The 26,712-nt window shown below is 64.9% G+C and carries 26 protein-coding genes and 1 riboswitch; of the genes, 18 read left to right on the top strand and 8 right to left on the bottom strand.

What is annotated here, in order from left to right; genetic code table 11:
* Positions 1 to 9 precede the first annotated feature (9 nt).
* The 6 genes from JG743_RS01970 (at position 10) to JG743_RS01945 (ending at position 6,245) form a co-directional block, all read left to right on the top strand.
* Positions 10 to 837 (top strand): ABC transporter permease, encoded by an 828-nt coding sequence (locus JG743_RS01970; RefSeq protein WP_202297664.1) that lies wholly within the window; start codon positions 10 to 12, stop codon positions 835 to 837.
* Positions 837 to 2,492, top strand: a complete 1,656-nt coding sequence (locus JG743_RS01965) for an ABC transporter ATP-binding protein (protein WP_202297662.1) — start codon at positions 837 to 839, stop codon at positions 2,490 to 2,492. The genes JG743_RS01970 and JG743_RS01965 overlap by 1 nt, the downstream gene beginning before the upstream one ends.
* 89 nt (positions 2,493 to 2,581) lie before the next feature.
* On the top strand, positions 2,582 to 3,421 hold the full coding sequence (locus JG743_RS01960) for an alkaline phosphatase family protein (RefSeq protein WP_202297660.1): 840 nt from the start codon (positions 2,582 to 2,584) through the stop codon (positions 3,419 to 3,421).
* 151 nt (positions 3,422 to 3,572) lie between these two features.
* A complete protein-coding gene (locus JG743_RS01955; protein WP_202297657.1) occupies positions 3,573 to 4,139 on the top strand; it encodes a sigma-70 family RNA polymerase sigma factor in 567 nt (188 codons plus the stop codon).
* Positions 4,136 to 4,804, top strand: coding sequence for an anti-sigma factor (locus tag JG743_RS01950; RefSeq protein WP_202297655.1), 669 nt, complete (start codon positions 4,136 to 4,138; stop codon positions 4,802 to 4,804). The genes JG743_RS01955 and JG743_RS01950 overlap by 4 nt, the downstream gene beginning before the upstream one ends.
* The gene (locus JG743_RS01945; protein WP_202297653.1) at positions 4,794 to 6,245 is read left to right on the top strand and encodes a S8 family serine peptidase; all 1,452 of its coding nucleotides are present in this window, start codon (positions 4,794 to 4,796) and stop codon (positions 6,243 to 6,245) included. Before JG743_RS01950 ends, JG743_RS01945 begins: the two co-directional genes overlap by 11 nt.
* Positions 6,246 to 6,372: 127 nt before the next feature.
* On the opposite strand, the gene JG743_RS01940 is transcribed toward JG743_RS01945, so the two are convergent.
* Positions 6,373 to 6,660: a hypothetical protein gene (locus JG743_RS01940; protein ID WP_202297651.1), complete on the bottom strand. Its 288-nt coding sequence runs from the start codon at positions 6,658 to 6,660 to the stop codon at positions 6,373 to 6,375.
* 151 nt (positions 6,661 to 6,811) lie between these two features.
* Positions 6,812 to 7,834 carry a substrate-binding domain-containing protein gene (locus tag JG743_RS01935; protein WP_202297642.1) on the bottom strand — a complete coding sequence of 341 codons (1,023 nt, stop codon included), beginning with the start codon at positions 7,832 to 7,834 and terminating at the stop codon, positions 6,812 to 6,814.
* Between the two features lie 363 nt (positions 7,835 to 8,197).
* Here JG743_RS01935 and JG743_RS01930 point away from each other — a divergent pair, with 363 nt between their 5' ends.
* From JG743_RS01930 to JG743_RS01910, 5 genes are all read left to right on the top strand, one after another.
* On the top strand, positions 8,198 to 9,553 hold the full coding sequence (locus JG743_RS01930) for an ABC transporter substrate-binding protein (RefSeq protein ID WP_202297634.1): 1,356 nt from the start codon (positions 8,198 to 8,200) through the stop codon (positions 9,551 to 9,553).
* 291 nt (positions 9,554 to 9,844) lie between these two features.
* The gene (locus JG743_RS01925; protein WP_202297633.1) at positions 9,845 to 10,858 is read left to right on the top strand and encodes a carbohydrate ABC transporter permease; all 1,014 of its coding nucleotides are present in this window, start codon (positions 9,845 to 9,847) and stop codon (positions 10,856 to 10,858) included.
* Position 10,859: 1 nt separating this feature from the next.
* A complete protein-coding gene (locus JG743_RS01920) occupies positions 10,860 to 12,014 on the top strand; it encodes a carbohydrate ABC transporter permease (protein ID WP_202297632.1) in 1,155 nt (384 codons plus the stop codon).
* Positions 12,015 to 12,018: 4 nt separating this feature from the next.
* Positions 12,019 to 13,683: a beta-galactosidase BglA gene (gene bglA, locus JG743_RS01915; RefSeq protein ID WP_202297631.1), complete on the top strand. Its 1,665-nt coding sequence runs from the start codon at positions 12,019 to 12,021 to the stop codon at positions 13,681 to 13,683.
* A gap of 32 nt (positions 13,684 to 13,715) precedes the next feature.
* Entirely contained in the window at positions 13,716 to 14,828 is a 1,113-nt protein-coding gene (locus tag JG743_RS01910; RefSeq protein WP_202297630.1) for an ABC transporter ATP-binding protein, read from the top strand.
* 103 nt (positions 14,829 to 14,931) lie between these two features.
* Here JG743_RS01910 and JG743_RS01905 read toward each other — a convergent pair whose 3' ends face one another.
* The 3 genes from JG743_RS01905 to JG743_RS01895 form a co-directional block, all read right to left on the bottom strand.
* Positions 14,932 to 15,171, bottom strand: a complete 240-nt coding sequence (locus JG743_RS01905; protein ID WP_202297629.1) for a DUF680 domain-containing protein — start codon at positions 15,169 to 15,171, stop codon at positions 14,932 to 14,934.
* Positions 15,172 to 15,277: 106 nt separating this feature from the next.
* Complete coding sequence (locus JG743_RS01900; protein WP_202297627.1) at positions 15,278 to 15,487, bottom strand: DUF680 domain-containing protein; 210 nt, start codon at positions 15,485 to 15,487, stop codon at positions 15,278 to 15,280.
* Positions 15,488 to 15,556: 69 nt separating this feature from the next.
* A complete protein-coding gene (locus JG743_RS01895; protein ID WP_202297625.1) occupies positions 15,557 to 15,763 on the bottom strand; it encodes a DUF680 domain-containing protein in 207 nt (68 codons plus the stop codon).
* A gap of 502 nt (positions 15,764 to 16,265) precedes the next feature.
* A riboswitch (cobalamin riboswitch) is annotated at positions 16,266 to 16,468 on the top strand.
* 118 nt (positions 16,469 to 16,586) lie between these two features.
* On the opposite strand from JG743_RS01895, the gene JG743_RS01890 reads away from it, so the two are divergent.
* The 7 genes from JG743_RS01890 (at position 16,587) to JG743_RS01860 (ending at position 23,593) form a co-directional block, all read left to right on the top strand.
* On the top strand, positions 16,587 to 17,834 hold the full coding sequence (locus JG743_RS01890) for an aromatic ring-hydroxylating oxygenase subunit alpha (RefSeq protein WP_202297623.1): 1,248 nt from the start codon (positions 16,587 to 16,589) through the stop codon (positions 17,832 to 17,834).
* 77 nt (positions 17,835 to 17,911) lie between these two features.
* Positions 17,912 to 19,012, top strand: a complete 1,101-nt coding sequence (locus JG743_RS01885) for a hybrid-cluster NAD(P)-dependent oxidoreductase (RefSeq protein WP_202302381.1) — start codon at positions 17,912 to 17,914, stop codon at positions 19,010 to 19,012.
* Positions 19,013 to 19,229: 217 nt separating this feature from the next.
* On the top strand, positions 19,230 to 19,589 hold the full coding sequence (locus JG743_RS01880; RefSeq protein ID WP_244673044.1) for a PqqD family protein: 360 nt from the start codon (positions 19,230 to 19,232) through the stop codon (positions 19,587 to 19,589).
* A 50-nt stretch (positions 19,590 to 19,639) separates the two neighbouring features.
* Positions 19,640 to 20,692, top strand: a complete 1,053-nt coding sequence (locus JG743_RS01875) for a serine kinase (protein WP_202297619.1) — start codon at positions 19,640 to 19,642, stop codon at positions 20,690 to 20,692.
* Positions 20,689 to 21,441 (top strand): glycosyltransferase family 2 protein, encoded by a 753-nt coding sequence (locus JG743_RS01870; protein ID WP_202297617.1) that lies wholly within the window; start codon positions 20,689 to 20,691, stop codon positions 21,439 to 21,441. Before JG743_RS01875 ends, JG743_RS01870 begins: the two co-directional genes overlap by 4 nt.
* The gene (locus tag JG743_RS01865; RefSeq protein ID WP_244673043.1) at positions 21,426 to 22,118 is read left to right on the top strand and encodes a glycosyltransferase family 2 protein; all 693 of its coding nucleotides are present in this window, start codon (positions 21,426 to 21,428) and stop codon (positions 22,116 to 22,118) included. The genes JG743_RS01870 and JG743_RS01865 overlap by 16 nt, the downstream gene beginning before the upstream one ends.
* Positions 22,118 to 23,593, top strand: coding sequence for a nucleotidyltransferase family protein (locus tag JG743_RS01860; protein WP_202297615.1), 1,476 nt, complete (start codon positions 22,118 to 22,120; stop codon positions 23,591 to 23,593). Before JG743_RS01865 ends, JG743_RS01860 begins: the two co-directional genes overlap by 1 nt.
* Before the next feature lie 19 nt (positions 23,594 to 23,612).
* Here the strand turns inward: JG743_RS01860 and JG743_RS01855 are convergent, their stop codons facing one another.
* The 3 genes from JG743_RS01855 to JG743_RS01845 all read right to left on the bottom strand — a co-directional run bounded on the left by JG743_RS01855 (position 23,613) and on the right by JG743_RS01845 (position 26,631).
* Positions 23,613 to 24,359: a ferredoxin reductase gene (locus JG743_RS01855; RefSeq protein WP_202297613.1), complete on the bottom strand. Its 747-nt coding sequence runs from the start codon at positions 24,357 to 24,359 to the stop codon at positions 23,613 to 23,615.
* The gene (locus JG743_RS01850) at positions 24,356 to 24,967 is read right to left on the bottom strand and encodes a molybdopterin-dependent oxidoreductase (RefSeq protein ID WP_202297611.1); all 612 of its coding nucleotides are present in this window, start codon (positions 24,965 to 24,967) and stop codon (positions 24,356 to 24,358) included. The genes JG743_RS01855 and JG743_RS01850 overlap by 4 nt, the downstream gene beginning before the upstream one ends.
* Positions 24,968 to 25,086: 119 nt before the next feature.
* A complete protein-coding gene (locus JG743_RS01845; RefSeq protein ID WP_202297609.1) occupies positions 25,087 to 26,631 on the bottom strand; it encodes a DegQ family serine endoprotease in 1,545 nt (514 codons plus the stop codon).
* Between the last annotated feature and the right edge of the window lie 81 nt (positions 26,632 to 26,712).

Raw genomic sequence — 26,712 nt, 5'->3', positions numbered from 1 at the left:
GGGGCGGGCATGCTCGATATCAAACGCATCCCCATCCCCGCACTGATCGGCATCGTGCTGACGACGATGTTTGTCGTGGCAGCCGTGTTCGCGCCATGGATCGCACCGCACGGCAATGCCGAGATTGTCAGTGACGTTCCTTGGGAACCGATGTCTTCGGCACATTGGCTGGGCACCGACAATCTTGGCCGCGATCTGTTGTCGCGCATGATCTACGGCGCCCGCATCACTTTGTTCATCGCGGTGCTTGCGACTGCGCTGTCCTTCTCGCTCGGCGCCATCCTCGGCTTTTCGGCAGCAGTGTTCGGCGGCTGGTTCGACACGCTGTTGTCGCGTCTTGTCGACCTGCTGATGTCGATCCCGACGCTGATCATGGCGCTCGTCGTGCTCTCGGTGCTGCCGACCACCCTGGTGACGCTGATCCTGGTGATGGGCGTTCTCGACTCGACCCGCGTCTACCGGCTGTCGCGTGCGGTGGCCGTCGACATCAACGTCATGGACTATGTCGAAGCCGCCAAGTTGCGCGGCGAAGGCAGCGGCTGGATCATCTTCCGCGAAATCCTGCCCAACGCGCTGTCGCCGCTGGTATCGGAACTCGGCCTGCGCTTCATCTATGCCGTGCTGTTCCTGTCGACGCTGTCGTTCCTCGGCCTTGGCGTGCAACCGCCGGACGCCGACTGGGGCGGCATGGTCAAGGAAAACAAGGACGGCATCGTCTTCGGCATCGGTGCCGCGCTCATTCCGGCGGCGGCAATCGCCGCACTGGCAATCTCGGTCAACCTTGTCGCCGACTGGATCCTCAACCGCACGACAAGTCTGAAGGGAGGACGCGGGTGATGGCCGACACAAAAGCAAAGCCCGGCCTGCTGCTCGATATCCGCAACCTGCGCATCGAAGCGACAGTGTTTCCGCCCGGCGAGGCGCCGAAGAACATCGTGCTGGTCCATGACGTCTCGCTGACGCTGGAAAAGGGCAAGGTGCTCGGCCTGATCGGCGAGTCCGGCGCCGGCAAATCGACCATTGGCCTGTCGTCGATGGGCTATGGCCGCGGTGGCGTGCGCATCACCGGCGGCGAGGTGCTCCTCAACGGCCGCGATATCCTCAAGGGCGGCAAGGAAGGTTTCCGCAAATTGCGCGGCCGCGAGGTCTGCTATGTCGCGCAATCGGCGGCCGCCGCCTTCAATCCGGCGCACAAGCTGATGGACCAGGTGGTGGAAGCCACCCTGCTGCACGGCACGGCGACACGGGCCGAGGCCGAGAAACGCGCCGTGGCGCTGTTCAAGAAGCTCAGCCTGCCGAATCCCGAAACCATCGGCGAACGCTTCCCGCACCAGGTCTCCGGCGGCCAGCTGCAGCGGGTGATGACGGCGATGGCGCTGTGCTCGGAACCCGACCTGATCGTCTTCGACGAGCCGACCACCGCGCTCGACGTGACGACCCAGATCGACGTGCTGGCGGCGATCAAGGACGCCATCCGCGACACCCACGTTGCGGCGCTCTACATCACTCACGACCTTGCCGTCGTCGCCCAGGTGTCGGACGAGATCATGGTGCTGCGCCACGGCCGGCTGGTCGAATGGGGCGGCACAAGGCAGATCATCAAGGAACCCCGCCAGGAATACACCAATGCGCTGGTCTCGGTGCACGAGATCGAGCACCAGGAGCAGAAGCCCAGCGCGACGCCGTTCCTGTCGGTCAAGAACGTCACCGCCGCCTATGGCGGCGGCCACGTCAAGGTGCTGAAGAACGTCTCGGTCGACATCTTTCCGGGCCAGACGCTGGCCGTGGTCGGCGAGAGCGGCTCCGGCAAGTCGACGCTGGCGCGCGCCATCACCGGGCTTTTGCCGCCGGAGCAAGGCAGTGTCGTCTTCGACGGCCGCACGCTCGGCAACAGGCTTGCCGACCGGCCGAAGGAGGATCTGCGCCAGCTGCAGATGATCTACCAGATGGCGGACGTGGCGATGAACCCCCGCCAGACCGTAGGCACAATCATCGGCCGGCCGCTGGAGTTCTATTTCGGCATGAAGGGCCGCGAGCGCGACAAGCGCGTTGCCGAACTGCTCGACGAGATCGAGATGGGCAAGGGCTTCGTCGACCGCTATCCGGCCGAGCTGTCGGGCGGCCAGAAGCAGCGCGTCTGCATTGCGCGTTCGCTCGCGGCCAAGCCCAAGCTGATCATCTGCGACGAGGTGACCTCCGCGCTCGACCCGCTGGTGGCCAACGGCATCCTCAAGCTGCTGCTCAACCTGCAGCAGCACGAGAAGGTCGCCTATCTGTTCATCACCCACGATCTGGCGACGGTGAAGTCGATCGCCGATTCGATCGCGGTGATGTATCGCGGCGAGGTGGTGCGCTATGGCTCGAAGAGCAAGGTGCTGACGCCGCCCTTCGATGCCTATACCGACCTTCTGTTGTCCTCCGTGCCGGAAATGGAAATCGGCTGGCTGGAGAAGGCGATCGCGGGCCGTCGCATGGCGAGCGCGGGGAACTAGCGAGCCTCCTGCCGATTCTCTCACTACGTTTGGGCTTGGCCGGATCGGCCAACCCCAAATCTCTCCGGCAAGACCGCATGGAGCCGCCGATGGCGCTCGCGACAAAACTTCTGCTCATCATCCTCGACGGCGTGCCCTACCGGAACTGGCGCCGGCTGATGGGCAATCTCGAGGGCTGGGTGCAGTCTGGCGAAGCGCAAGTGTGGAAGATGCGCTCGGTGCTGCCGTCGACTTCGGCCTGCTGCTATGCCTCGATCCACACCGGCGTTGCGCCGCAGGTGCATGGCATCCTCTCCAACGAGAACCGGTTCAGGGTCCAGCAGCCGGACATCTTCTCCGAGGTCAGCAAGGCAGGCGGCAAGACGGGTGCGGTGACCCATTCCTACTGGTCCGAATTCTTCCGCTCCTATCCGTTCGACCTCGTCGAGGACATGGAGTTCGACGAACCGGGCGGGCCGATCAGCCATGGCCGCTTCCACACGATGACCGGCTACAATCTCAAGAACCAGATGACGCCGAGCGATGTCGACCTGTTCGCCACGCTGACCATGCTGGCCAGGCGCCACGGCATCGACTACGGCATCCTGCACACCTGCACGCTGGACTCCATGGGCCATCGCTTCGGCCATGACTGCCACGAGATGGACCATGCCTGCTATGCGATGGACGCCATGCTCGCCGGCTTCTTGCCGGTCTGGCGGCAAGCCGGCTACGAAGTGATCGTCACCGCTGACCACGGCCAGACCGTCCGCGGCCACCACGGCGGCCACGACGACGAGATGCAGGATTTTGCCTTATACTATTTCGGTCCGGGCAAGGGTCCCGAGCCCGACACGCTGCTCGACCAGCTGCAACTGGCGCCGACGGTGCTGGGCCGGCTCGGCGTGGAAATACCGGCGACGATGAAGGCGAAGCCGTTCCTGGGGTGACCTTCTCCTTCTCCCCGAGGGGAGAAGGAAAGCGCCCCTACTGGCAACCTCCCCGCTCTTCGGTTAGCTTCCGAAAATTCCTTGGCGGAGGATGAACCTTTTTGGACCGATCGGCGACAGAGCAACGAGGAGCCAGGCGGCTCGACCGGCCATGACAGCGGCGATGGAGACCGATCGCGCGCTTGTCGACCGGGTCGCGAAGGGCGACCGGGCTGCCGTGCGGCTCCTGTTCATGCGTCACCACGCGCGGGTCTACCGCTTCGTGGCGCGCCAGACGGGATCGGAAATGATGGCCGACGATATTGCAAACGAGGTGTTCCTCGAACTGTGGCGCCAGGCGCCCAGTTTCGAAGGGCGCTCGGAAGTCTCGACATGGCTGCTCGGCATCGCCCGCTTCAAGGCGCTGTCCTCGCTGCGCAAGAAGAAGGAGGACTGGATCGACGACGATGACGCTGCCCAGGTCCCCGACAGCGCCGATACGCCGGAAGTCGTCACCATGAAGGAAGACAAGGGCGCCGCCTTGCGGCGCTTCATCGATGCCTTGCCCGAAGAGCACCGCACGGTGATCGACCTTGCCTATTACCATGGACAGTCGGTGACCGAGATCGGCGCGGTGCTCGGCATTCCCGTCGCCACCGTCAAGACCAGGATGTTCTACGCCCGCAAGAAACTCGGCGAGGCCCTCAAGGCCGCCGGTTACGACAGGGGGTGGCCATGAGCGCCGCTGAAAAGATGTCGCGCCGCGACGAGATGGAAACGCTGCTGCCGTTCTACCTGAACGGCTCGCTGGAAGGCGCCGAGCTCGAGGCCGTCGAGGAATGGCTGGCGACCGATCCGGCAGCGCTTGCCGCGCTCGGCGAGGCCGAGGCCGAATTCTCCGGCGTCGCCGCCGCCAACGAGGCGATCCGCCCGCCGGCCGATGCGCTGAGCCGCTTTGCCCGGGCGCTCGACGCCGAGGCCGGTCCGGCGCGTGCGCCGGCCAGCCCGTCATGGCTCTCGCAGGCCCTCAATCGCTTCATGGCGGTGCCCGCCACCGTCGCCTGGGCGGCCGCGGCGGCGTTGCTGGCGCTGGTGGTGGTGCAGTCCTTCGTCCAGCCCGGCGGCAAGGGCAATGATTTCGAAGTCGCCGGCACTGGGGACGAGCTGGCAAAGATGCCGTTCGCTCTCGTCAAGTTCAAGCCGGAGGCGAAGATGTCCGACATCGCCGCCTTCCTCGATCAGAATGGGCTGAAGATATCGGGCGGCCCGACCGCCGATGGCGTCTTCCACATTGCCGTGCCGGCCAAGACAGGCGCCGACTACGAGAAGCTGCTTGGCCTTATTGCCGCCCAGCCTTTCGCGGATGCTGTGATCGAGGGAAGGAAACCGGTTGATGGCGGCTAGGGCAGTCATCGCATTTGCTGGATTTCTGCTGGCGGCGACGACAATCGCCGCCACGCCCGTTCTTGCGCAGAGCAAGGACCAGCCGCCGGCGCAAACCGATTGTGCCGACCGGACAAACGCCGCCGGCGCCGACTGCGCCAAGGACGGCGGGACGTCCGGCACCGGGCCTGCCGGCGGCGGAGCCGTTTTTCTGCCGGCGCTGATCGTCGACCTGTTCCCCAATCCTCCCGGCGGCGCGACGCCGCTGCCGACGCCCGACCCGCGCCGCGATCCGGCGAGCTCGCTGCCGCCGCCGGGCCCACCGGCCCCGCCGGTGCAGGCGGTGGCGCTTGGCGGTCCGATCATTTCGCCGACCGACCTCGTCGCGACCGAGCCGCAACGCGCCATCGTCGGCGATTTCGTGCCCGACGAGGTGCTTGTGACGGTTGATGGCGATGCCGCCACCGTGCAGCAGATCGCCGCTTCCTTCGGCCTCGAAGTGCGCTCCGAGCGCCGGTCGCGGCTGCTCGGCACGACGTTGGCGCGCTTCGGCATTCCCGACGGACGCCCGGTCGGCATCGTGCTGGCGCAGCTTGCCGCTGACGGCCGCACAATGCGGCGTGAGCCCAACCATGTCTATTCGCTGCAGCAGGCGGCCGGCATCGTCAACTATGCCTTCGACCGCATTGCGCTCGACGCCAAGGCGGCCAGCGGCGAGAATGTGCGCGTCGCCGTCATCGACACCGGCATCGACGACACCAACCCGGCGCTGTCGGGTGTCATCGCCGACCAGTTCGACGCCATGCCCAGCGTGCCGGTCGAAAAGCGCGATCATGGCACCTCGATCGATGGCCTGATCGCCGGCGTCGGCGCCCTGAAGGGCATGGCGCCGGGCGCCAAGATCTACCACGCCCGCGCCTTCGAGGGCGGCAAGTCGACAATGGACGTCATCCTGTCGGCGCTCGACTGGGCGGCGGAGCAGGACGTGCGCATCATCAACATGAGTTTCGTCGGCCCGAAGAACGACCTGCTCGGCATTGCTTGCCGCAACGCCCGCGCGCTGGGCATCGTGCTGGTCGCCGCCGCTGGGAATAACGGGCCGAAAGCGCCCTATGGCTACCCGGCCGCCTTTGACGGCGTCATCGCCGTGACCGCCACCGATGCCAAGGACGGGCTGATGCCGCAGGCCAATCGCGGCGCCTATGTCTTCATCTCGGCCCCCGGCGTCGAGATGGTGGCACCGAGCGGCGCCGGCTCCGACGTCGTCACCGGTACCTCCTTCGCCGCGGCGATCGTGTCCGGCGCCATCGCCAACCTGATCCATGTCGCGCCCGACCGTTCGGCCGACGAGATCGAGAAGGCGCTGGCCGACACCGCGAGGGATCTCGGCCCGAAGGGCAGGGACAATGACTTCGGCTACGGGCTGCTGGATACGAAGGCGGCCGAAGCGGCGAAGGAGTGAAGCTTCTGTCGAATCGGATTGCGTCGAACACTCGATCAGCCGTATGGCCGCCGATGCAGAACGAGCCGGAAGCCGAAGGCCGGGTCTTAGCAATCGACCCGATGAGCACCAACTGCCGTTGTTGGCTCTATGCTCGCTTCACGATTCTCGGCTTAGCCGGTCGACGGGATTGAGCCGCGCCCTCGAGAGTCAGGGCCAACCGCTTTTCGTCTTCGATGGCGCGATCGACTGCCTCAATCTCCTCTTGGAGCGCCTTCAACTGGGCACCATAGCTGGAGCCATCGCTGTCCCCGATCTGAAAGCCACTTGCCCGCATGGCGTCGCGAGTATGGTGCACGTTACGGACGCCTTCGCGTCGAGTTGCGACCAGGATTTCCCTGAACTCTCCAAGACGTTCAACGTGATTGCGAGTCATTGCGTTCTCCTATTTCGTCGTCATCGTCGCCGGCGGCGCTTCAAAACGGCCAAAACTGATGGGCGCAGAAGGTGTGAAAAGACTACAGGACATACTCTCGACAAAGCATGAGCGCGGAAGCTCAAATTTGAACGTCTTGCCGAGTTTGCCGCTACCCCGGCGCTCCCGCCACCGATCCCCGCACCACCAGATCCACCGGCCAGACCTCGCCGCGCGCGCCCTCTTCGAGCCCCGATATGCGCGCAGCCAGGCGTTCGGCGACCCGGGCGCCGGCGAGCCGGATCGACGAGCGCGTCGTCGACAGCGGCACGGGGAAATTCTCCGGTTTCAGCCAGGGAAAGACGTCGTCATGCGCGATCAAAGAGAGATCGCCCGGAATGGTCAGGCCGAGATCGCGCACCGCACGCACGACGCCGAGCGACATGATCAGGCTGGAGCAAGCGATCGCCGTCGGCGGCTCGCTCTGTTCGAGCAGGCGCCTGGCGGCGCGATAGCCGTTCTCCTCGGTCATGGCGACCGAACAGATATGGCGTTCGCCGAGCACCAGCCCGCTCACCGCGAGCGCCCGTCGCATGCCGCGTTCGCGATGGATGGCGAAGGTCTCGCGGTCGTCGCCGTTGATCAGCGCCAGCCGCCTGTGGCCGAGCTGGACCAGGAGCCGTGCCGCCTCGTGGAAGGCGCCCTCATTGTCGATGTCGAGGAAGGCATAGTCGAAATCGAAGCCCTCGCTGCGGCCATGGACGATGAAGGGGATGCCGAGCGTGTTGAGCAGCGCCACGCGCCGGTCGGCAGGACGCGGAGACGAGATGTAGACTGCGTCGACCTGCCGGTTGGCGACGATGCGGCGGTAGGTGGTCTCCTGGTCGTCGGCGTCCGCCGGCGACAGCACGAGGTCGAGCTCGTGCGAGCGCGCATAGTCGCCGAGGCCGGAGAGGAACTCGACGAAATGCGGGTCGATGTCGACGGCATTGCCGGTCGGCAGCACATAGCCGATCATCCCGGTCTTGCCGGTCGCCAGCCGGCGCGCGCTCGGATTGGGGCGGTAGCCATGGCGCTTGGCCGCATCCATCACCCGCCGCCGCGTTTCCTCGTTGACCTCCGGATAGCCGTTCAGCGCGCGGCTCACCGTGGTCTGCGAAAGCGCCAGCATATGCGACAGCTGTTTGAGGTTCACTGGAGGCCTCCAAGCCTCAAAGCGCTTTTAATTTGAGTTAAACCGGCAACGAACGCTGGTGACCGGCAACCCCGCCGACCATAAGCAGCGTTCAGGTGGGTTTGAAGCAAAATATGCTGCTGCAGTGCCAAAAAAACGTGCTGCAGCGCACTTTCAGGAGTGTTTATCGCCAAAATTAAATCGATTAGTCTCTTAACCCTCTTGACTTTCGGTTGAATCAATGGCGAGATCGAAAAGACCAAAGCGCTTTGGAAGACTCTTCGAAAGGTTGCGGTTCCTTTCTGACTGAGTCACAGTCCTGCGGCGTCGGCGGACGGAATGGAGGTTCCGTCCGGGTGTTTGTGACCACTGGGAGGAATACCGATGAAGAAGATGCTTCTGCTGGGCGCCGCGTTCGCTACGCTCGCCTTGAGCCTGCCGGCGCAAGCCGAACTGAAGTTCAAGCCGGGAGAGGACCCGCGCTTCAACTGGGCGAACTACGAAGAGCTGAAGAAGGTCGATCTCAAGGGCGAGACCCTGACCATCTTCGGGCCATGGCGCGGCGAGGATGAAGGCCTGGTGCGCACCGTCCTCGAATATTTCCAGGAAGCCACCGGCGTCGAGATCAAATACTCCTCGTCGGAGAACTACGAACAGCAGATCGTCATCGACACCCAGGCCGGCAGCCCGCCCAACATCGCCGTGCTGCCGCAGCCGGGCCTGATCCAGGACCTGGCCTCCAAGGGCCTTTTGACGCCGCTTGGCGACGACACCGCAAAGTGGGTCAAGGACAATTACGGCGCCGGCCAGTCCTGGGTCGACCTCGGCACCTTCAAGGACAAGGACGGCAAGCCTGGCTTCTTCGCCTTCCCCTACAAGGCCGACGTGAAGTCGCTGGTCTGGTACTCGCCGGACAATTTCGAAGAAGCCGGCTACAAGGTCCCGAAGACGCAGGAAGAATTGGCTGAGCTCGAGAAGAAGATCATCGCCGATGGCGGCAAGCCGTGGTGCATCGGTCTCGGCTCCGGCGGCGCCACCGGCTGGCCGGCGACCGACTGGGTCGAGGACATCATGCTGCGCACGCAGACGCCCGATGTCTACGACAAATGGGTGAAGAACGAGATTCCGTTCAACGACCCGGCGGTCGTCAACGCCATCGACATCTTTGGCAAGATCGCGACCGACGACAAGATGGTCGACGGCGGCGCCAAGGCGGTTGCCGCGACCGACTTCCGCGACAGCCCGAAGGGCCTCTTCTCGGTGCCGCCGAAGTGCTACCTGCACCATCAGGCCTCGTTCATCCCGACCTTCTTCCCCGAGGGCACGAAGCTCGGCCAGGATGCCGATTTCTTCTACTTCCCGCCCTATGCTTCGAAGCCCGATCTTGGCACCCCGGTGCTCGGCGCCGGCACGCTGGCCATGATCACCAAGGACAGCAAGGCCGCGCGCGCCTTCATCGAGTTCCTGAAGATGCCGCTGGCGCATGAGATCTGGATGGCCCAGGGCGGCTTCGTGACGCCGTTCAAGGGGGTCAACAAGGACGCTTATGCTAGCGACGCGCTGAAGAAGCAGGGCGAGATCCTGGCCAACGCCTCGACCTTCCGCTTCGACGGTTCCGATCTGATGCCGGGCAAGATCGGCGCCGGCTCGTTCTGGACCGGCATGATCGACCTCGTCGGCGGCAAGTCCGCCCAGGACGTCGCCACCGACATCCAGAAGAGCTGGGACGCGATCAAGTAAGGTCGCGCCCCACGACCGGAAGCTCTTGCTTCCTCCTCCCAAGCGGATCCGGGCTTTCTTGCCCGGATCCGGCTGGCCCATCACAACATCTCATCCCGGTCAGGCCGGGATGGACCAGGTTCCAGTCGTGAAAGCCCAGTCGTGAAAGCGTAGACATTCCGGCATGCGGCGCGGCCGGGGTGGGCGGACATTCCGCTTCCTTGTCCCGTTCGCGCCCCAACAACGAGAACAGCGCACGATCGCCACGATCATTTCAGTCCTGGCGGATCCATGCGCAGGGGAGAGGGACCCATGGCGGCTCAGATTTTCTCAGCCATATTCGTCATCATCGTCGGCGTCGGCGGCTGCGTCGCCTATTTCTGGGGCGCCAACAAGGCGCTCGACACCGTCTTCCCCTCGCGCGGCGTCAGCGGCACAGCCGCCGTAGACAATCTGCGCCGGCAGGGGCTGATCCGTCCCTGGCTGTTCGTCGGCCCGGCGATGATCATCCTCACCATCTATCTGATTTATCCGGTGATCGCGACGCTGTGGCTCTCTTTCTTCGACCGTGGCGGCACGAGCTTCGTCGGGTTCGCCAATTACGAGTGGGCATTCGGCGATCGCGAGTTCCGCAATTCCATCCTCAACAACATCGTCTGGCTGGCGGTGGTGCCGGCGGCCTGCACCTTCCTCGGTCTCATCATCGCCGTGCTCACCGACAAGATCTGGTGGGGCACCATCGCCAAGAGCCTGATCTTCCTGCCGCTCGCCATCTCATTCGTCGGCGCCAGCGTGATCTGGAAATTCATTTATGAGTATCGCGGCGAAGGCCAGGTCCAGATCGGCCTGCTCAATTCCATCATCCAGTTTTTCGGCGGCCAGCCGCAGGTCTGGATATCGTTGCCGTTCTGGAACAATTTCTTCCTGATGGTCATCCTGATCTGGATCCAGACCGGCTTCGCCATGGTCATCCTCTCCTCTGCGCTTCGCGGCATTCCCGAGGAGACGATCGAGGCCGCGGTGATCGACGGCGCCAACCCGTTCCAGATCTTCTGGAAGATCATGGTGCCGCAGATCTGGGGCACCATCGCCGTGGTCTGGACCACCATCACCATCCTGGTGCTGAAGGTGTTCGACATCGTGCTGACCATGACCAACGGCCAGTGGAACAGCCAGGTGCTCGCCAATCTGATGTTCGACTGGATGTTCCGCGGCGGCGGCGATTTCGGCCGTGGCGCCACCATCGCCATCATCATCATGATCGCGGTCATTCCGATCATGGTCTGGAACATCCGACAGGCCAACAAAGAGACGGGAGGGCACTGAGATGGCCGCATCGACCGGAAAGTCCTTTGCCAGCCGCTTCGGCGTCCACATCGCGGTGCTGATCTTCGTCGCCATCTGGACCGTGCCGACGCTCGGCATCCTTGTCTCGTCGCTGCGCGACAAGGACCAGATCATCGCCTCGGGCTGGTGGAATTCCTTTGCCAGCTCCAGCCAGACCGAGGCCGGACGACTGCCGGCCGCCTCGGCGCAGGTCGAAAAGGATGGCAAGTTCGTCATCGAGGGCAACATCTTCGGCGACGGCGCCAAGCGCAATATCAGCGCCTTCGGCGTCAAGTCGGCGGCGCCAACGCAAAATCCGGCCGGCTCGACCGCCGAGCTCGGTGACGGCGTCACCCTGCAGGTCAATGCCGACGGCACCTTCGTGCTTTCATCGCCCAAGGCCTTCGAGGGCGACCGCGGCCAGCGTGTCTACTACGCCTCGTCGGCGCCGCCGAAATTCACCACCGACAACTACAAGACGGTGTTGTTCTCCGAGGGCATCGGCCGCTCCTTCATGAACTCGCTGACCGTCACCATCCCGGCGACGGTGATCCCGATCTTGATCGCCGCATTTGCCGCCTATGCACTGGCCTGGATGCGCTTTCCCGGCCGGGCACTGCTGATCGCGGTGATCATCGGCCTGCTCGTCGTGCCGCTGCAGATGTCGCTGATCCCGTTGTTGAAGCTCTACAATGGCGTCGGTTCCTTCTTCGGCGTGCCGTCGAAGACCTATCTCGGCATCTGGCTGGCGCATACCGGCTTCGGCCTGCCCTTCGCCATCTACCTGCTCAGGAGCTACATTGCCGGCCTGCCGCGCGAGATCATGGAATCGGCGCGCATCGACGGCGCCAGCGATTTCGAGATCTTCGTCAAGATCGTGTTGCCGCTGTCGTTCCCGGTGCTGGCCTCCTTCGCCATCTTCCAGTTCCTGTGGGTATGGAACGATCTCTTGGTGGCGATGGTTTTCCTTGGTACGGAGGCCGACCAGATAGTGCTGACCGCCAAGCTGAACGCGCTGCTCGGCTCGCGCGGCGGCGACTGGGAGATCCTCACGACATCGGCGTTCGTGACCATCATCGTGCCGCTGATCGTGTTCTTCTCGCTGCAGCGCTATTTCGTACGCGGGCTGCTTGCCGGCTCGGTGAAAGGAGGTTGAGATAATGCAATCGGCTTTGAAGGCGACGTCGAGGCCCGACCCCGCCGTCGATCGCGACTGGTGGCGTGGCGCGGTGATCTACCAGATCTATCCGCGCAGCTACCAGGACTCGAATGGCGACGGCATCGGCGACCTGAAAGGGATTGTGCGGCGCTTGCCCTACATCGCCTCGCTCGGCGTCGACGCCATCTGGATCTCGCCTTTCTTCAAGTCGCCGATGAAGGATTTCGGCTACGACGTGTCGGACTATTGCGACGTCGACCCGATGTTCGGCACGCTCGCCGATTTCGATGCGTTGGTGGCGGAAGCGCATCGGCTTGGCCTCAAGGTGATGATCGACGAGGTGCTGTCGCACACCGCCGACATCCATCCCTGGTTCAAGGAAAGCCGCTCGAGCCGGAACAATCCGAAAGCCGACTGGTATGTCTGGGCCGATGCCAGGCCCGACGGCACGCCGCCGAACAACTGGCTGTCGATCTTCGGCGGCTCGGCCTGGCAATGGGACACCAGCCGCCAGCAATATTATTTGCACAATTTCCTGGCCGAGCAGCCCGACCTCAACTTCCACAACAGGCAAGTGCAGGATGCGCTGCTCGACGTCACCCGCTTCTGGCTGGAGCGCGGCGTCGACGGCTTCCGCCTCGACACCATCAATTTCTATTTCCACAGCCAGGGGCTGGAGAACAATCCGCCGCTGCCGCCGGAAGAGCGCAACGACCAGACGGCGCCTGCCGTCAACCCCTACAACTACCAGGACCACATCTACGACAAGAGCCGTCCGGAAAACCTCGGCTTCCTCGAACGCTTCCGCGCCCTGCTCGACGAGTATCCGGCGCAGGCCGCGGTCGGCGAGGTCGGCGATTCGCAACGCGGCCTGGAAGTGGTGGCCGCCTACACCGCCGGCGGCAAGCGCGTGCACATGTGCTATTCGTTCGACTTCCTGGCGCCCGAGAAGATCAGCGCCGCCAAGGTGCGCTCGGTGCTGGAAGCCTTCGGCAAGGTCGCCAGCGACGGCTGGTCGTGCTGGGCCTTCTCCAATCACGACGTGGTGCGGCCGGCCTCGCGCTGGGCGGCCAACGAGGCCGATCCAACCGCCTACCTCAAGGTGATCTCGGCGCTGCTGATGTCGTTGCGCGGCTCGGTCTGCCTCTATCAGGGCGAGGAACTCGGCCTTGGCGAGGCGGAGCTGCGGTACGAGGATCTGCAGGACCCCTACGGCATCCGCTTCTGGCCCGAATTCAAGGGCCGCGACGGCTGCCGTACGCCGATGGTGTGGGATGCCACCGCCAGCAATGGCGGCTTCTCGACGGCAAAACCCTGGCTGCCGGTGCCGGGCAAGCACCTTTCGCAAGCGGTGAACGTGCAACAGGGCGACGCGAACTCGCTGCTTGAGCACTACCGGCGCTTCCTCGCCTTCCGCCGCCTGCATCCGGCGCTGGCCAAGGGCGACATCGCCTTCATTGAAAGCGAGGGCGACACCGTCGCCTTCACCCGCCGCGAGGGCAACGAGCGCATCGTCTGCGTCTTCAACCTGGGCAGCAAGCCGGCCGAAGTCGATCTCGGCCAGGGCTCGCTTCAGCCCTTGCCCGGGCACGGCTTTTCGAACCAAGCTGGCAGCGGCACCATCCGCCTTGGCGGCTACGGCGCCTGGTTCGGGCGCGTCGACTGAGTTTTTGAAACGGACGTCACTGGGAGGAAAACATGGCCGATGTCACGCTGAGGCAAGTGAAGAAATCATACGGCAATCTCAACATCCTGCATGGCATCGACCTCGACATTAAGTCGGGCGAGTTCATCGTCTTCGTCGGCCCGTCCGGCTGCGGCAAGTCGACCTTGCTGAGGTCCATCGCCGGGCTGGAGGAGATCACTTCGGGCGAGCTCAAGATCGCCGGCGAGGTGGTCAACGACGTGCCGCCGTCGAAGCGCGGCATTGCCATGGTGTTCCAGTCCTACGCGCTCTATCCGCACATGACCGTCTACGACAACATGGCCTTCTCGATGAAGATCGGCAAGGAAAGCAAGGCCGAGATCGACAAGCGGGTGCGGCAGGCGGCCGAGATCCTGCAGCTGACCAAATATCTCGACCGGTTGCCCAAGGCGATGTCGGGCGGCCAGCGCCAGCGCGTCGCCATCGGCCGCGCCATCGTGCGCAATCCGAAAGTGTTCCTGTTCGACGAGCCGCTGTCCAATCTCGACGCGGCACTTCGCGTCGCCACCCGTATCGAGATCGCCAAGCTCAAGGAATCGATGCCGAACACGACGATGATCTACGTCACCCACGACCAGGTCGAGGCAATGACGCTGGCGGACCGCATCGTCGTGCTGAAAGAAGGCCATATCGAGCAGGTCGGCACGCCGATGGACCTCTACAAAAGGCCGGGCAATCTGTTCGTCGCCCAGTTCATCGGCTCGCCGGCCATGAACATCCTGCCGGCGACGATCGACAAGGCGGGCAATCCGACCGTCGTTAGCCATGTCGGCGGCCGCAAGGCGACGGTGCCGATCGCGACGCCCGCCTCGGCGAATGGCGCGGCGGTAAGCTTCGGCGTGCGGCCGGAGGATCTGGCGATCGCCACCGGTACGGACTATCTGTTCGAGGGAACGGTGGATTATGTCGAGCAGCTCGGCGAGGTGCAGCTCGTCTATGTCGACATCGGCCGCGCCGACCTGCCGCTGGTGACCAAGATGCCGGGCAATGTCGAGGTCAAGCGCGGTGCGACGCTGCGGCTGACCGCGGACGCTGGCGACCTGCACATCTTCGATGCCGACGGCCACTCCTTCACGCTGCACATGGCGGCAGCCAAGGCGGCCTGAACGTCACGTTGGACAAAACAAGAGCGGCGGGCACTGCCCGCCGCTCTTGGTATTCAGCCGAGCCCGTTGCCGGTGGACCGGCATGGGCGGCTCCGTTCGGCCGTTAGCGGCCGAACAGGTTTCGGTCGCTGCCCTGAGGGGCTGACTTCTCGACGTCGCCCGACGAGTTCAGCAGCTTGTAGACCGGCGAGCTGGTGTCGCGCGTCGAAGACGTCTGGGTGGTGTCGACGCCGGTGGCGACCGGCCGCTGGTTGATGTCGGTCCCGCCAACATTGTCATTGCGGGCATAAGCGCTGCCGGCGGCAATCAAAAGAGCGGCGGCAGTAAGAGCAATCTTCTTCATTTTTGGTACTCCTGAATTTGTATCGGAGCGGCGGGCTTGTCCGCCGCGTCTATCTTCGGTTGGCCACAACCCGGACCAGAGGTCCGGGAGCGCGGTCCGCGTCGGCTTAGTTGTTGCCGAAGAGGTTGCGGTCGCTGCCCTGGTTGGCGGGCTTCTCGGCGGCCGGCTGCGAGTGCTTGATCGAAGCGGTGTACGAGCTGTCGACCGCGGTGGCCGGCTGGTTGGCGCCGTCCGAACCGTAATGGTCGCTGCCGGCTGCAAAGGCGCCGCCCGAAATGGCCAGAAGGGCCGCGGTGGCAAGAACGATCTTCTTCATTTTAGTGCTCCTGAATTCCTGACGATCCCGAGCGGCGGGCCCTTGCCCACCGCGGTCAGGGATCGGCTGTTAGTTGTTGCCGAACAGGTTGCGGTCAGCGCCCTGGGCAGGCGTCTGGGCAGCCGGTTCCGACTTCTTGATCGAGGCCGTGTACGAGCTGTCGACAGAAGCGGCGGTCTGGTTGGCACCGTTCGAGCCGTAGTGGTCGCTGCCACCGGCAAAGGCGCTGCCGGAAATGGCCAGAAGGGCGGCGGCAGTAAGAACAATCTTTTTCATTTTTGGTACTCCAGTATTTTTTCCGTCCGTCTAGCGGCGTGTCTTGGGAGGAAATCGCGTCGTTCGGACAGCCCCGATGTGGGAGAGCCCATACCCGCTTTCCAATCACGAAGTTGTTGCGCCTGGCCCATGACTCTGCATCTTGAAATTGTGCCAAGGCCTCCTACACGTGAGCTTTTATGGAACAATATCCGTAGCTTAGGCGAATGGGCCATCGCGCCAATTGACGATTTGGAAGATCTGCGTTCACAGCGTCTTGCACGCATTGTCAACAGAAACGAACCGTTCGGTTCGATTTTAGAATCTCCTAATAGTCACTTTTCGATACTGGTAACCAGTTCAGAGCCGGCTGGAGGTCGATACGAGGGCGTTTCCAGTGCGCGATTCGGATTGCCCCGAGCACGGAAATTCGGTGCGCTGGAGTGCCGCGAAGCCGAAAGCCGTGTCGCGCCCGCATCGATGCGATGTCGTTTTCGTACCGACGGTTCGCCGGCCGTCGTGATTAGATCAGGTCATCTCAGGTGCCGCCCCGTGACGACGGGACGGAGAATTGGGAAGCCGGTCGAATTCCGGCGCTGCCCCCGCAACGGTGGTGGAGTTCAAGTCGCGACGGGAGACCACTGGGCCATCTAGCCTGGGAAGGTGCCGCGACCGCCCGTCAGGGCACTCCAAAGCCCGGAAACCAGCCCGAGATTCTTTGACTCGACTGATCGCGGTGGGCGGTCAAGAGGCGGATGGCGCGTGCCCGGCCCTGCCGGCGGCCGCCGTTCCTCTCCATCACCACCAGTTCAGTCCTTGATGCGACCGACGCGAGGGACAGGACATGGATGCGCGCAACGACATGCTGAGGCACCTGCACAACCGCAGGCCGGGCTTTTCGCTCGAACAGCCTTTCTACACCGACCCGGATTACTTCAAGCTCGACATGGAGTTGATCTGGTACCGCGACTGGCTGTTCATCGGCCACGATTGCGAATTGCCGAAGCCGGGCAGCTACATCACCGCGCAGGTCGGCGATTATCCGGTGGTCCTTGTCCGCGACCAGCAGGGCAGGGTCAATGCCTTCCACAATTCCTGCCGCCATCGCGGCAGCCGCGTCTGCAACGCCGAGAAGGGCACGGCGGCGAAGCTCGTCTGCCCCTACCATCAATGGACCTACGAGCTCGACGGCAGGCTGCTGTTCGCCCGCCAGATGGCGGACGGTTTCGACAAGAGCCAGTTCGGCCTGAAGCCGGTCGCCTGCGAAAGCGTCGGCGGCTACATCTTCATCTGCCTGGCGAAGGAGCCGGCCGATTTCGCGCCGATGCGCGCCATGATCGAACCCTATCTCCTGCCGCACAGGTTGAGCGAGGCGAAAGTCGCCTTCGAATCGACCATTGTCGAGAAGGGCAACTGGAAGCTGGTCTGGGAGAACAACCGCGAGTGCTACCACTGCGCCGGCAATCATCCGGAGCTCTGCAAGACCTTCCCTGAAGCCCCGACCGTGACGGGCGTGCAGGGCGCCGACAGCGATCCCGAGATGCTGGCGCACTGGGCGAAATGCGAGGCGGCCGGCCTGCCGAGCAAGTTCCGCATCGACCCCGCCGGGCAATACCGCGCCACCCGCGCCCCGCTGCTGCGCGATGCCATCAGCTACACGATGAACGGCAAGCGCGCGGTGAGGAAGAACCTCTCCGACAGTGTCGCCGCGGACCGCATCGGCACGCTGATGCATTACCACTATCCGACGACCTGGAACCATATCCTGATCGATCACGCCGTCACCTTCCGCGTGCTGCCGATCAGCGCCACCGAAACCGCGGTGACGACGAAATGGCTGGTGCACAAGGATGCGGTGGAAGGCGTCGACTACGATCTCGCCGAACTCACCCATGTCTGGACCGAGACCAACGACCAGGATCGCCGCATCGTCGAGGAAAACGCGCACGGCATCCTGTCGCCGGCCTATGAGCCCGGCCCCTATTCGGAGCTGCACGAGGGCGGCGTCATCCAGTTCGTCGAATGGTACGCCGCCTTCATCGGCCCGCGCCTTGCTGAAGGTGGTCGACCGGCGCTGCGCAGCGTCGCCTAGCGCATGGCGCCCAAAAGTGTTCGGCGGTTTTGGGGTAGCGAGATGCGCAAGACAAGAAAGGTAAGGGGATGAACGCGATGACCGATCTCGGCCTCTATCGCCACCTCGACGAGATGGCGCCGTGGAACGATCGGCTGCAGGTGCTGGAGGTGATCGGCGTCAGCGACGAGGCGCCGGACGTCAAGACCTTCACCTTCCGCTCCGACAACCAGACCTGGTTCCGCTACAAGCCGGGCCAGTTCGTGACGCTGGAACTGCCGACCGCCGACGGTCCGCTGATGCGCACCTACACGCTGTCGTCGTCGCCGTCGCGGCCGTTCTCGATCGCGGTGACGGTGAAGGCGCAGGCCGGCAGCATCGGCACGCGCTGGATGTTCGACAATCTCAAGCCCGGCGCCCATGTGAAGGCCTACGGCCCGGCCGGCGATTTCTCGCTGCACAGCCATCCGGCGGCCAAATACCTGTTCATCTCGGCCGGCTCCGGGGTCACGCCGATGATGTCGATGCTGCGCTGGCTGAACGACTGCGCGCCATGGACCGATGTCGGCTTCGTCAACTGCGCGCGCAGGGCGGAAGAGATCATCTTCCGCAAGGAACTGGAATTGCTGGGCAGCCGCATGCCCGGCCTGTCGCTCGGCTTCATGATCGAGGAACGCTCCAGCCGCGAAGGCTGGTTCGGCCATATGGGTCGCATCGACGCCATAAGGCTTCCGCTTCTGGCACCTGACTTCCGCGAGCGGGAAATCTTCTGCTGCGGCCCCGACCCGTTTATGCGCGCCGTGCGGCAGATGCTGGAGGCCGCCGGCTTCGACATGGCCAAATACCACCAGGAAAGCTTTGCCGCGCCTGCGGTGGAGGAAGTATCGGCGCCGTTCGCGCTGCCGGCCGACGGCGGCATCGAGATACCCGTCGAGGCCGCGACGCCGGTTCGTTTTTCGCTTTCCGATGTCGATGCCGACTGCATCGCCGGGCAGACCGTGCTGCAGACGGCGCGCGCTTCCGGCGTCAGGATACCGGCGGCCTGCGAATTCGGCCTGTGCGGCACCTGCAAGGTGAAGAAGGTTTCAGGCGAGGTCGAGATGAGCCACAATGGCGGCATCCTCGATCACGAGATCGACGACGGCTTCATCCTCGCCTGTTGCTCGAGGCCGATGACGGCGCTGGAAATCGAGGCCTGATCCGCCGCATAAACCCCCAAAATGGCGGGCGTCTCGCCATATCCGTCGTCTTGCCAAGCTGGAACCGAGTCTTTACAGGCGTTCCTTGGGGGTAGAGCGCCCGCGGCTGCGGCGGTTGCGTGAGCCATGAACTGGGGCAAGAACAATGCGGGCAGCCGATGTCTACGCTGTTGCGAACAAGGATATCGTTTTTGAATCCTTCGACGGCGAAGCCGTCGTGCTCGACCTCGCGAGCGGCAAATATTTCGGTTTCTCCGATACGGGCAGCCGGATCTGGCAGGCGCTGTCGTCGGGCGTAGCGGCCCCGGCCCTGGTCGGACTGTCCGCGGGAACGGCGACGATAGGATTGGCCGAGCTCGAAAGCTTCATCGCGCAACTCATCGATTTCGGCCTGCTGGCGGCGGCCCCGGATGCGCCGGCGCAGCCGCTGCCGGGCGGGCTGCTGGCCGAGCTTGCAGCGTCTCGCGAGCCCCTGAAGGTCGATGTCCACGACGATCTTGCAGATCTCATCATGGTCGATCCGATCCATGAGGTCGAGGAACCCTTGGGCTGGCCCGCGGTCAAGCAGGCATTGTGAGACGCCCCGGGGCGGCCGATCGCATGCGCGACGGTACGCGGGAACAGGCCATGTCGCATATCACCCTGGAAACCTTGCCGGACTATGCCCGCCAGGTTCTGGCCATGGCCGAGGGTGCGGCCGCCGGCTATTCCGTCACGCGGGACGTCCGTTTGCCCCGCTTGGACATGGCTGTGCATCTCACGCCCGGTCCCTTCGCGGATGCCATCGGCCGTGGCCTTGTTCCGGCCGGCGGCGATCGGCAGGCATCGGGTCAGTGCCGCATCTTCATTGCCCATCCGGGCATCGACGGCATCGCCGCTCCGGCGAAATGGGGCGAGGCGCAATTCGCCCCGCACGCCTTTGCCTCCCGGCTTGCCGATGCCGGGCTGCGCGGCTCCTACTTCCACGACCTCGACTTCTGGCAGGTCTACGACCCCGAGCGCCGCGTCGGCGCGCAACTGATGCGCTCCGCCGACGGCTTCCCGCCATGGGAACCTGGCGCGCCGTTGCGCGCCTTCCTGCACTGGGACTATGCGGCGCGCGGCATGCGGCTTGCGCATGCCGGCACGCTGGGCATCGGCGGCAAGGGCATCCTGCTTGCCGGCGCCGGCGGAGCGGGAAAATCGGGAACCGTTGTCGCCGGCCTGCTCAACGGCCTGGACAGCGTCGGCGACGACTATGTGCTGATCGACAGGACCGATGAGGGGATAAGGGCCTATCCGCTGTTTTCCACCCTCAAGCAGGATCCCGAGGGTTTCGAACGGCTCGGGCTCAGGCAGCGGTTGAAGTCCTATGGTCCGCTGAACTGGCAGGGCAAGCATCCGTTCCACATCGATGACGTCGCGCCCCGGCCGCTGCCTGCAAGTCTGGACATCGTCGCGCTTGTGGTGCCACATATCGGCGGTGGTGGGACAAGCTCGGTCATGCCCTTGTCGCGCAAGGACGCCATGATTGCGTTGGCGCCGTCCGGCATCGCGCAGATGCCTGGCGAGCGCGAGGGAGGCTTTCGCTTTTTCAGCGACCTTACCCGCCACTTGCCATGCTATCGTCTGGCGCTGGGGACGCGGCCGGAGGAAATCGCCGCCACGGTTTCCGGGTTTCTCACGCGAGGCTCAGCATGAAGCTGAGCGTGATCATGCCGGTCTACAACCGCGAGGCCTATGTCGGCGCTGCGCTGCGCTCGCTGCTCAGGCAGCGCGACGGTGCCGATCTCGACATCATCGTCATCGACGACGGCTCGATCGACGGCTCGGTTGAGGTGGTGCGCTCGATGATGAGCGAAGCATCCTGCATCCGCCTTTTCCAGCAGGCCAATATGGGCGTCACCAAGGCGCGCAACGCCGGCCTCCGGCAGCTCCTGCCGGAGACTGGCTTTGTCTCCTTCCTCGATTCGGACGACATCTCGCCGGCCGGTCGCTTCAAGGACGATCTGGCGCTTTTCGAAACCGACCCCGGTCTCGACCTGGCCTATTCGCTGATGACGCTGGCCGACCACCTGGACGACGAGACACTGGAGCCGGCGGCCGACAGCCATTGCGTGACCGTGCGTGGCGTTCATCTGTCGGCTGGAATATTCACGCGCCGGCTTGTCGATCGGATCGGTGATTTCGACACCGATTTCAGCCAGGCCGAGGACACCGACTACCTGCTGCGCACCTTCGAGAGCGGCCCGAACTACGTCATGCCCGATACGGTGGGGCTCTACTACAGGCGTCACGCCGGCAACATGACCAAGGCGCCGGATATTCCCCGTCGCGAGTTCATGCGCGCGCTCCACAAATCGATGAAGCGGCGCCGGGCCGACCCATCGCTGTGTGCGATCGACAAGATCTTTGAGGTCAAGGATCTCGCGGATTGGCGGTTCATGTGATGGGCAGCTACGGCGTCGTCATTCCGGCCTTCAACGCGGCCGCCACAATCGCCGATACCTTGCGGTCGGTGGCAGCCCAGACGATCGGTGCCGACGCCATCGTGGTCGTCGATGACGGCTCGACCGACGATCTCGAGGCGGCGATCGCCGTTGCGGACATCCCGGTCAGGCTGCTGCGCCAGGACAACGCCGGCCCCGGCAGCGCGACGACCAGGGGCATGGGCGCGCTGTCGACGCCGCTTATAGCGACACTCGATGCCGACGATTTGTGGCTGCCGACCAAGATCGAGGCGCAGCTCGCGCATCTTGAACGATCTCCGCGCACAGCGGGCGTTTTCACGCATCTGCGCAATTTCCGCCATGACCGGCCCGATCTGCCCGATGCGGCCGCGACGCCTGGCTGGTCGCGCTCGACGATGATGATCCGCCGTGAGGTCGCAGACATCGTCGGGCCTGTCGTCGATCCGCCGGGTGGCCGCGGGGAGATGATCGACTGGATCGCGAGGGTGCGCGAAGCGGGCTTCGTCCTCGACATGCTGGACGAGGTGCTGGCGCTCAGGCGCATCAGGCCCGGCAGCCTGTCCTATGGGCGCGACGCGGCCCGCGATCGCGGCTATCTGGAGGTGGCCCGGGCGGCCATGCTGCGCCGTGCGCGGAACAAGCCGGGTTCCGGCTGATGGCGAAGATCCGCGCCATCGGCCGCCGCTTTCCCGATTACGGCTGGTCCTGGCCCACGGGCAAGCTCGACCAGCTGCTCAAGGCGGCGCTTTTGCCTGACGAGGACGCGGCCAGCCGGCACGCGGCGCGCTGGCTGGACGAGAACGACATCGACCTCGTCTCCTTCCGGGAGCACCGGCTGCTCGCCGCGATTTCCGACCGCTTCGGCCGCAAGCTCGCCGCCCATCCCGCCTATCCGCGTCTTGTCGGCCTGCAGAAGATGCTGTGGACCAAATCGCGCTTGGCCATGCGCGAGGCCGAACCGGCGCTGCAGGCGATGGTGGAGGCGGGCGCGCCGGGCATGCTGATCAAGGGCGCCAGCCGCATCGCCGTCAATGCCGCCGCGCAGCGCGGCCGCGTGGCGCATGATATCGACATATTGGTGCGCCCTCAGCATATGCAAATTGCCTTCGACGTGCTGCGCGACCGCGACTGGCAGATCGCCAGCGGCGTCAGTCCGGCCTATCTCAGGACCAGGCTGGCATCGCTGCGCTCGATGAATTTCTTCAAGGGCAATTTCGGCGACATCGACCTGCATCAGCTCGCCTATGACGGTTCGCAGCAAAGCGCCGAGGACGATCTGGCGATCTGGCGGCGGGCGATCCCCGCGGAATTCAGCGGCGTCGGCGTCTTCGTGCCGTCGCCGGCCGATCGCATCGCGCTCGCCATCGCGCATGGCGGGCTCGATGCCCACACCCACAGCGACTGGCTGGTCGACTGCGCGGTGGCCATCCACGGCGGCGACGCCGACTGGGATGCGTTCCTCGACGTCGTCGCCAGGCGCGGCCTTGCCGTCGCCGCCGCGGTGGCGCTCTCCTATCTCGCGCTGGAGATCGGCATTCCGGTGCCGGAGGCGGTGCTGGCGAGCACGGTCGGCTTGGGCGACCGCGCCGGCCTGTCGCGCCTGTCCTCGGTGCTGCAGGCCAAGCCGCGCACCGATTTCGGCGGGCTCGCCTGGCTGTCGCGCGGCTTTGCCAAGCAGTTGCGGCTGAAACGCAAGAGCGGGCGGTTGCGGCAAGCGGAACCGGATGTCGTCTGGCGCGGCAGGCGGGTGGCGGGCAGGGCGAAGACGAAGCCGTCGCCTTTCGTGCTGTCGCAGGCAATCGCCTGTCCGGACCCGGGCGGCGAGATGATGCTGGAGGTGACGGTCCGGATCGCCGTTCCACCGGTGCGCCGCCGTATCGAGATGGAGATCAACGGCGATGGCCTGCATGTCGCTCGCTTGCGCTCGCTGGCGATCAGCCGCGCCGGCGGCGAGCGGGTGCTGCGCTTTCGCGGCAAGGTGACGCTCGACCGGACGGCGGGGCATACGCTGGTGATCGAGGCGCGGCCGTCGCGCCAGTTCCGCACCTGGGACGACGAGACGACCGTCGCCACCTATGGCGCGCTGCCCTTCCAGCTCGTTTCGGCAAAGTTCTCGCCGGTTTCCCGATGACGACGTCCTCGCCGCCTGCTCAAACGCCGTAGCGTTCGGTGCGGATCAGACCGGCCGGCACGTCGGCATCGATCAGCGCCTGGGCGGCGGCCGAGACGAAGGCATTCGAGCCGCAGACGAAGGCCAGCGTCGGTGGCTTGGGCAACCGCTCCGTGGCCTGCACCATCATCGCGGCGTCGATGCGCCTGGAATAGTCCGAGGCCCTCTGGGCAGGCTCGCGCGTCAGCGTCAGCACCAGGTCGAAGCCGTCGCGCCGGTCGTCGAGGCCGATCAACTCGTCGCGAAAGATCACCTCGTCCCAGACCCGCGCCGAAAACACCAGAGCGACCGGCGCGGCCGATTTCCGCAAGGTGCGGTGACGCACCATCGCCATCAACGGCACCACGCCGGAGCCGCCGCCGACCAGCAGGATCGGCCCGCCATCGCTGGCCGACCAGATGAAATGGCCGCCGAGCGGCCCGCGCAGCTCGATCTCGTCGCCGACTGCCGCAACCTCGTGGAAGAAGGGCGACACCTCGCCATCCTCGAGCTTCTCGATCGCCAGCTCGATCGTCCCGGCGCTCTCCGGCGCCGAGGCGATGGAGTAGGAGCGGCGCGCCTGATAGCCGTCCGGCGCCGTCAGCCTGACGTCGACATGCTGCCCGGCCTGGTGGGTGAAAGGCCGCGACAGCTTGAAGAAGAAGGAGGTGACGCGTGGCGTGCGCTTTTCGATGCGCGTGATCCGCGCCGTCTGCCACGGCGACTGCGCGGCCGATGCCTCGCTCATGGATCGCCCGTATAGCGCTGCTCGCGCCACGGATCGCCATAGATATGATAGCCGCGCAACTCCCAGAAGCCCGGCTCGTCGCGCTCGGTGAACTGCAGCCCGTTCAGCCATTTCGCCGACTTCCAGAAATAGAGATGCGGCACCAAAAGCCGCGCCGGTCCGCCATGGTCGGGCGTGATCGGCTTGCCCTCATAGAGCAGCGCCACCATCGCCCTGCCGTCGAGGAGGTCCTTGGCCGGCACATTGGTGGTGTAGCCGTCGAAGGACAGCGCCAGCGTAAAAGCTGTCGGTGGCGCGATGCCGGCATCGGCGAGGATGTCATCGACCAGCACGCCCTGCCAGGCCGTGTCGAACTTGGTCCAGGCGGTCACGCAATGGATGTCGCGCGTCATCCTGGTCAGCGGCAGCGCGTTGAACTCGGTCCAGTTCCATTTCTTGATCGGGCGAGGGCCGTGCTTGAGGGTGAACGACCAGTCCTCGGTGCGCAGGCGCGGCGTCGGCCCGGCCGACAGCACGGGAAAGCCCTGCTCGAGATACTGGCCGGGCGGAATGCGTGCGTCATTGTCCGTGGGCGGATGCCGGCCGGAAGAGAAACCGCGGGTGACCATCAGCACGTCCCTTTGCGTAGGGGCCGTTTGCGGCCCAGCGCAATGTTCTCGAAGATGGCCCGGCGGGCAACAGAAAACTTGCCGGCGACGGGCAGCGCGCCTGTCGCCGGCGGCACGCCTCAGCCGGCGGCGAAAGGCACAGCGACGAAGATCTGGGCGTCACCACGGTCGACGAGCAGCAGCACCGACTTGCGGCCGGACTTGCCGGCCTCGGCGATCGCCTGGTTGGCCTGCCTGGCGCTCTTCACCGGCGTCCGGTCGACGGCGACGATGACATCGCCAGGCTCGATGCCAGAGGCCGAAGCCGCCTTGTCCGGGTTGACGCGCTCGACCAGGGCGCCGCGCTGATTGTCGGCCAGGTTCAGCTCCTCGCGGGCATCGGGCGTGATGTCGGTGAGGCCAAGGCCTAGCGACGGCACGCGCAGGGCCTGCCCCGCCGACGGCTTGCCGCCCTCGTTGTTGGACGCGGTCTTGACCTCTTCCGTGTTGCGGCCGACATCGGCGGATATCTGCACGGTCTTGCCGTTGCGCCAGACGTCGAGCGTTTCCCTGGCGCCGGGCGAGACATCGGCGACGGCGCGCGACAGGTCCTTGGGATCCTTGATCTCCTGGCCGGCAAAGCCGGTGATGACATCGCCGGTCACAATGCCGGCCTTGGCCGCGGGCGACCCTTCGGTGACCGCGGCGACAAGCGCGCCGCCGGGGTGGTCGAGGCCCATGGCGCTCGCCACGTCCTGCGTCACCGGCTGGATCTGCACGCCGAGATAGCCGTACTCGATGTCGCCGCCCTTCATCAGCTTGGCGACCACCTTTTGCGCCTGGTCGGACGGAATGGCGAAGCCGACGCCGACGCTGCCGCCATTGGGCGAATAGATGGCGGTGTTGATGCCGACGACATTGCCGCCGACATCGACCAGCGGGCCGCCTGAATTGCCGTGGTTGATCGGCGCGTCGATCTGGATGAAATCGTCGAACGGACCGCTGTTGAGGTCGCGGCCGCGCGCCGAGACGATGCCGGCGGTAACCGTGGTGCCGATCCCGAACGGGTTGCCGAAGGCCAGGATCTGGTCACCCGGCATCAGCTTGTCGGAATCGCCCCATTTGACCATCGGCAGCGGCTTGGGGGCCTTGACCTTGAGCACGGCGAGGTCGTTCTTGGCGTCGCGCCCGACCAGCTTGGCGGGAAGCTCGGTGCCGTCGTCGAGCGTCACCTTGATCGAGGTCGCGCCGTCGATGACGTGGTTGTTGGTGACGATGGTGCCGTCGGCGCCGACGATGAATCCGGACCCCAGCGCCTCGGCGCGTTGAGCCTGCTGCGGCGGCGTCTTGGGCATCGGCACGCCCTGGTCGCCGAAGAACTGGCGGAAATAGTCGTCGAAGGGTGAGCCGCCGTCGAAGGGCTGGTCCTCGCCCATCGCTTCCGGCTGCGCCTTCATGACGGTGGTGACGGTCACCACCGCCGGCTTGTCGGCGGCCACGATCGGCGCGAACGAGCCGTTCGGGGCTGTTATTCCGGCAACGGGGGTCTGGGTCGTCGCCACGACGTTGCTCACGCCAGGGCTGCTTGCGCTTTGGGCGAAGGACACGACGAAGGGAGAGATGATCAGCGCAGCGCCCAGCAGGGCCGCGACGCGATGTCTACGAAGAATGCTTGAGGGTGACATGGTCGTTCTGTCCGGGCGAGAGTTGATCCGGCGCCGTTGCCATTTCCTCTTGGGAAACCCGCCATTCAGCGTGTCGGCGGC

Origin of the sequence: Mesorhizobium sp. 131-2-1 (assembly GCF_016756535.1) — a bacterium.
GTDB lineage: Bacteria > Pseudomonadota > Alphaproteobacteria > Rhizobiales > Rhizobiaceae > Mesorhizobium.
This window is presented reverse-complemented; position numbering and strand designations above follow the sequence as displayed.

Excerpts from the sequence above, each read along its gene's own strand:
- JG743_RS01920 (WP_202297632.1), top strand. The coding sequence starts at position 10,860 with ATGGCCGCATCGACCGGAAAGTCCTTTGCCAGCCGCTTCGGCGTCCAC.
- JG743_RS01940 (WP_202297651.1), bottom strand. The coding sequence starts at position 6,660 with ATGACTCGCAATCACGTTGAACGTCTTGGAGAGTTCAGGGAAATCCTG.
- JG743_RS01930 (WP_202297634.1), top strand. The coding sequence starts at position 8,198 with ATGAAGAAGATGCTTCTGCTGGGCGCCGCGTTCGCTACGCTCGCCTTG.
- bglA (WP_202297631.1), top strand. The coding sequence starts at position 12,019 with ATGCAATCGGCTTTGAAGGCGACGTCGAGGCCCGACCCCGCCGTCGAT.
- JG743_RS01960 (WP_202297660.1), top strand. The coding sequence starts at position 2,582 with ATGGCGCTCGCGACAAAACTTCTGCTCATCATCCTCGACGGCGTGCCC.
- JG743_RS01950 (WP_202297655.1), top strand. The coding sequence starts at position 4,136 with ATGAGCGCCGCTGAAAAGATGTCGCGCCGCGACGAGATGGAAACGCTG.
- JG743_RS01885 (WP_202302381.1), top strand. The coding sequence starts at position 17,912 with ATGACCGATCTCGGCCTCTATCGCCACCTCGACGAGATGGCGCCGTGG.
- JG743_RS01965 (WP_202297662.1), top strand. The coding sequence starts at position 837 with ATGGCCGACACAAAAGCAAAGCCCGGCCTGCTGCTCGATATCCGCAAC.
- JG743_RS01850 (WP_202297611.1), bottom strand. The coding sequence starts at position 24,967 with ATGGTCACCCGCGGTTTCTCTTCCGGCCGGCATCCGCCCACGGACAAT.
- JG743_RS01890 (WP_202297623.1), top strand. The coding sequence starts at position 16,587 with ATGGATGCGCGCAACGACATGCTGAGGCACCTGCACAACCGCAGGCCG.
- JG743_RS01945 (WP_202297653.1), top strand. The coding sequence starts at position 4,794 with ATGGCGGCTAGGGCAGTCATCGCATTTGCTGGATTTCTGCTGGCGGCG.
- JG743_RS01925 (WP_202297633.1), top strand. The coding sequence starts at position 9,845 with ATGGCGGCTCAGATTTTCTCAGCCATATTCGTCATCATCGTCGGCGTC.
- JG743_RS01970 (WP_202297664.1), top strand. The coding sequence starts at position 10 with ATGCTCGATATCAAACGCATCCCCATCCCCGCACTGATCGGCATCGTG.
- JG743_RS01900 (WP_202297627.1), bottom strand. The coding sequence starts at position 15,487 with ATGAAGAAGATCGTTCTTGCCACCGCGGCCCTTCTGGCCATTTCGGGC.
- JG743_RS01910 (WP_202297630.1), top strand. The coding sequence starts at position 13,716 with ATGGCCGATGTCACGCTGAGGCAAGTGAAGAAATCATACGGCAATCTC.
- JG743_RS01955 (WP_202297657.1), top strand. The coding sequence starts at position 3,573 with ATGACAGCGGCGATGGAGACCGATCGCGCGCTTGTCGACCGGGTCGCG.
- JG743_RS01845 (WP_202297609.1), bottom strand. The coding sequence starts at position 26,631 with ATGTCACCCTCAAGCATTCTTCGTAGACATCGCGTCGCGGCCCTGCTG.
- JG743_RS01855 (WP_202297613.1), bottom strand. The coding sequence starts at position 24,359 with ATGAGCGAGGCATCGGCCGCGCAGTCGCCGTGGCAGACGGCGCGGATC.
- JG743_RS01860 (WP_202297615.1), top strand. The coding sequence starts at position 22,118 with ATGGCGAAGATCCGCGCCATCGGCCGCCGCTTTCCCGATTACGGCTGG.
- JG743_RS01870 (WP_202297617.1), top strand. The coding sequence starts at position 20,689 with ATGAAGCTGAGCGTGATCATGCCGGTCTACAACCGCGAGGCCTATGTC.
- JG743_RS01875 (WP_202297619.1), top strand. The coding sequence starts at position 19,640 with ATGTCGCATATCACCCTGGAAACCTTGCCGGACTATGCCCGCCAGGTT.
- JG743_RS01905 (WP_202297629.1), bottom strand. The coding sequence starts at position 15,171 with ATGAAGAAGATTGCTCTTACTGCCGCCGCTCTTTTGATTGCCGCCGGC.
- JG743_RS01895 (WP_202297625.1), bottom strand. The coding sequence starts at position 15,763 with ATGAAAAAGATTGTTCTTACTGCCGCCGCCCTTCTGGCCATTTCCGGC.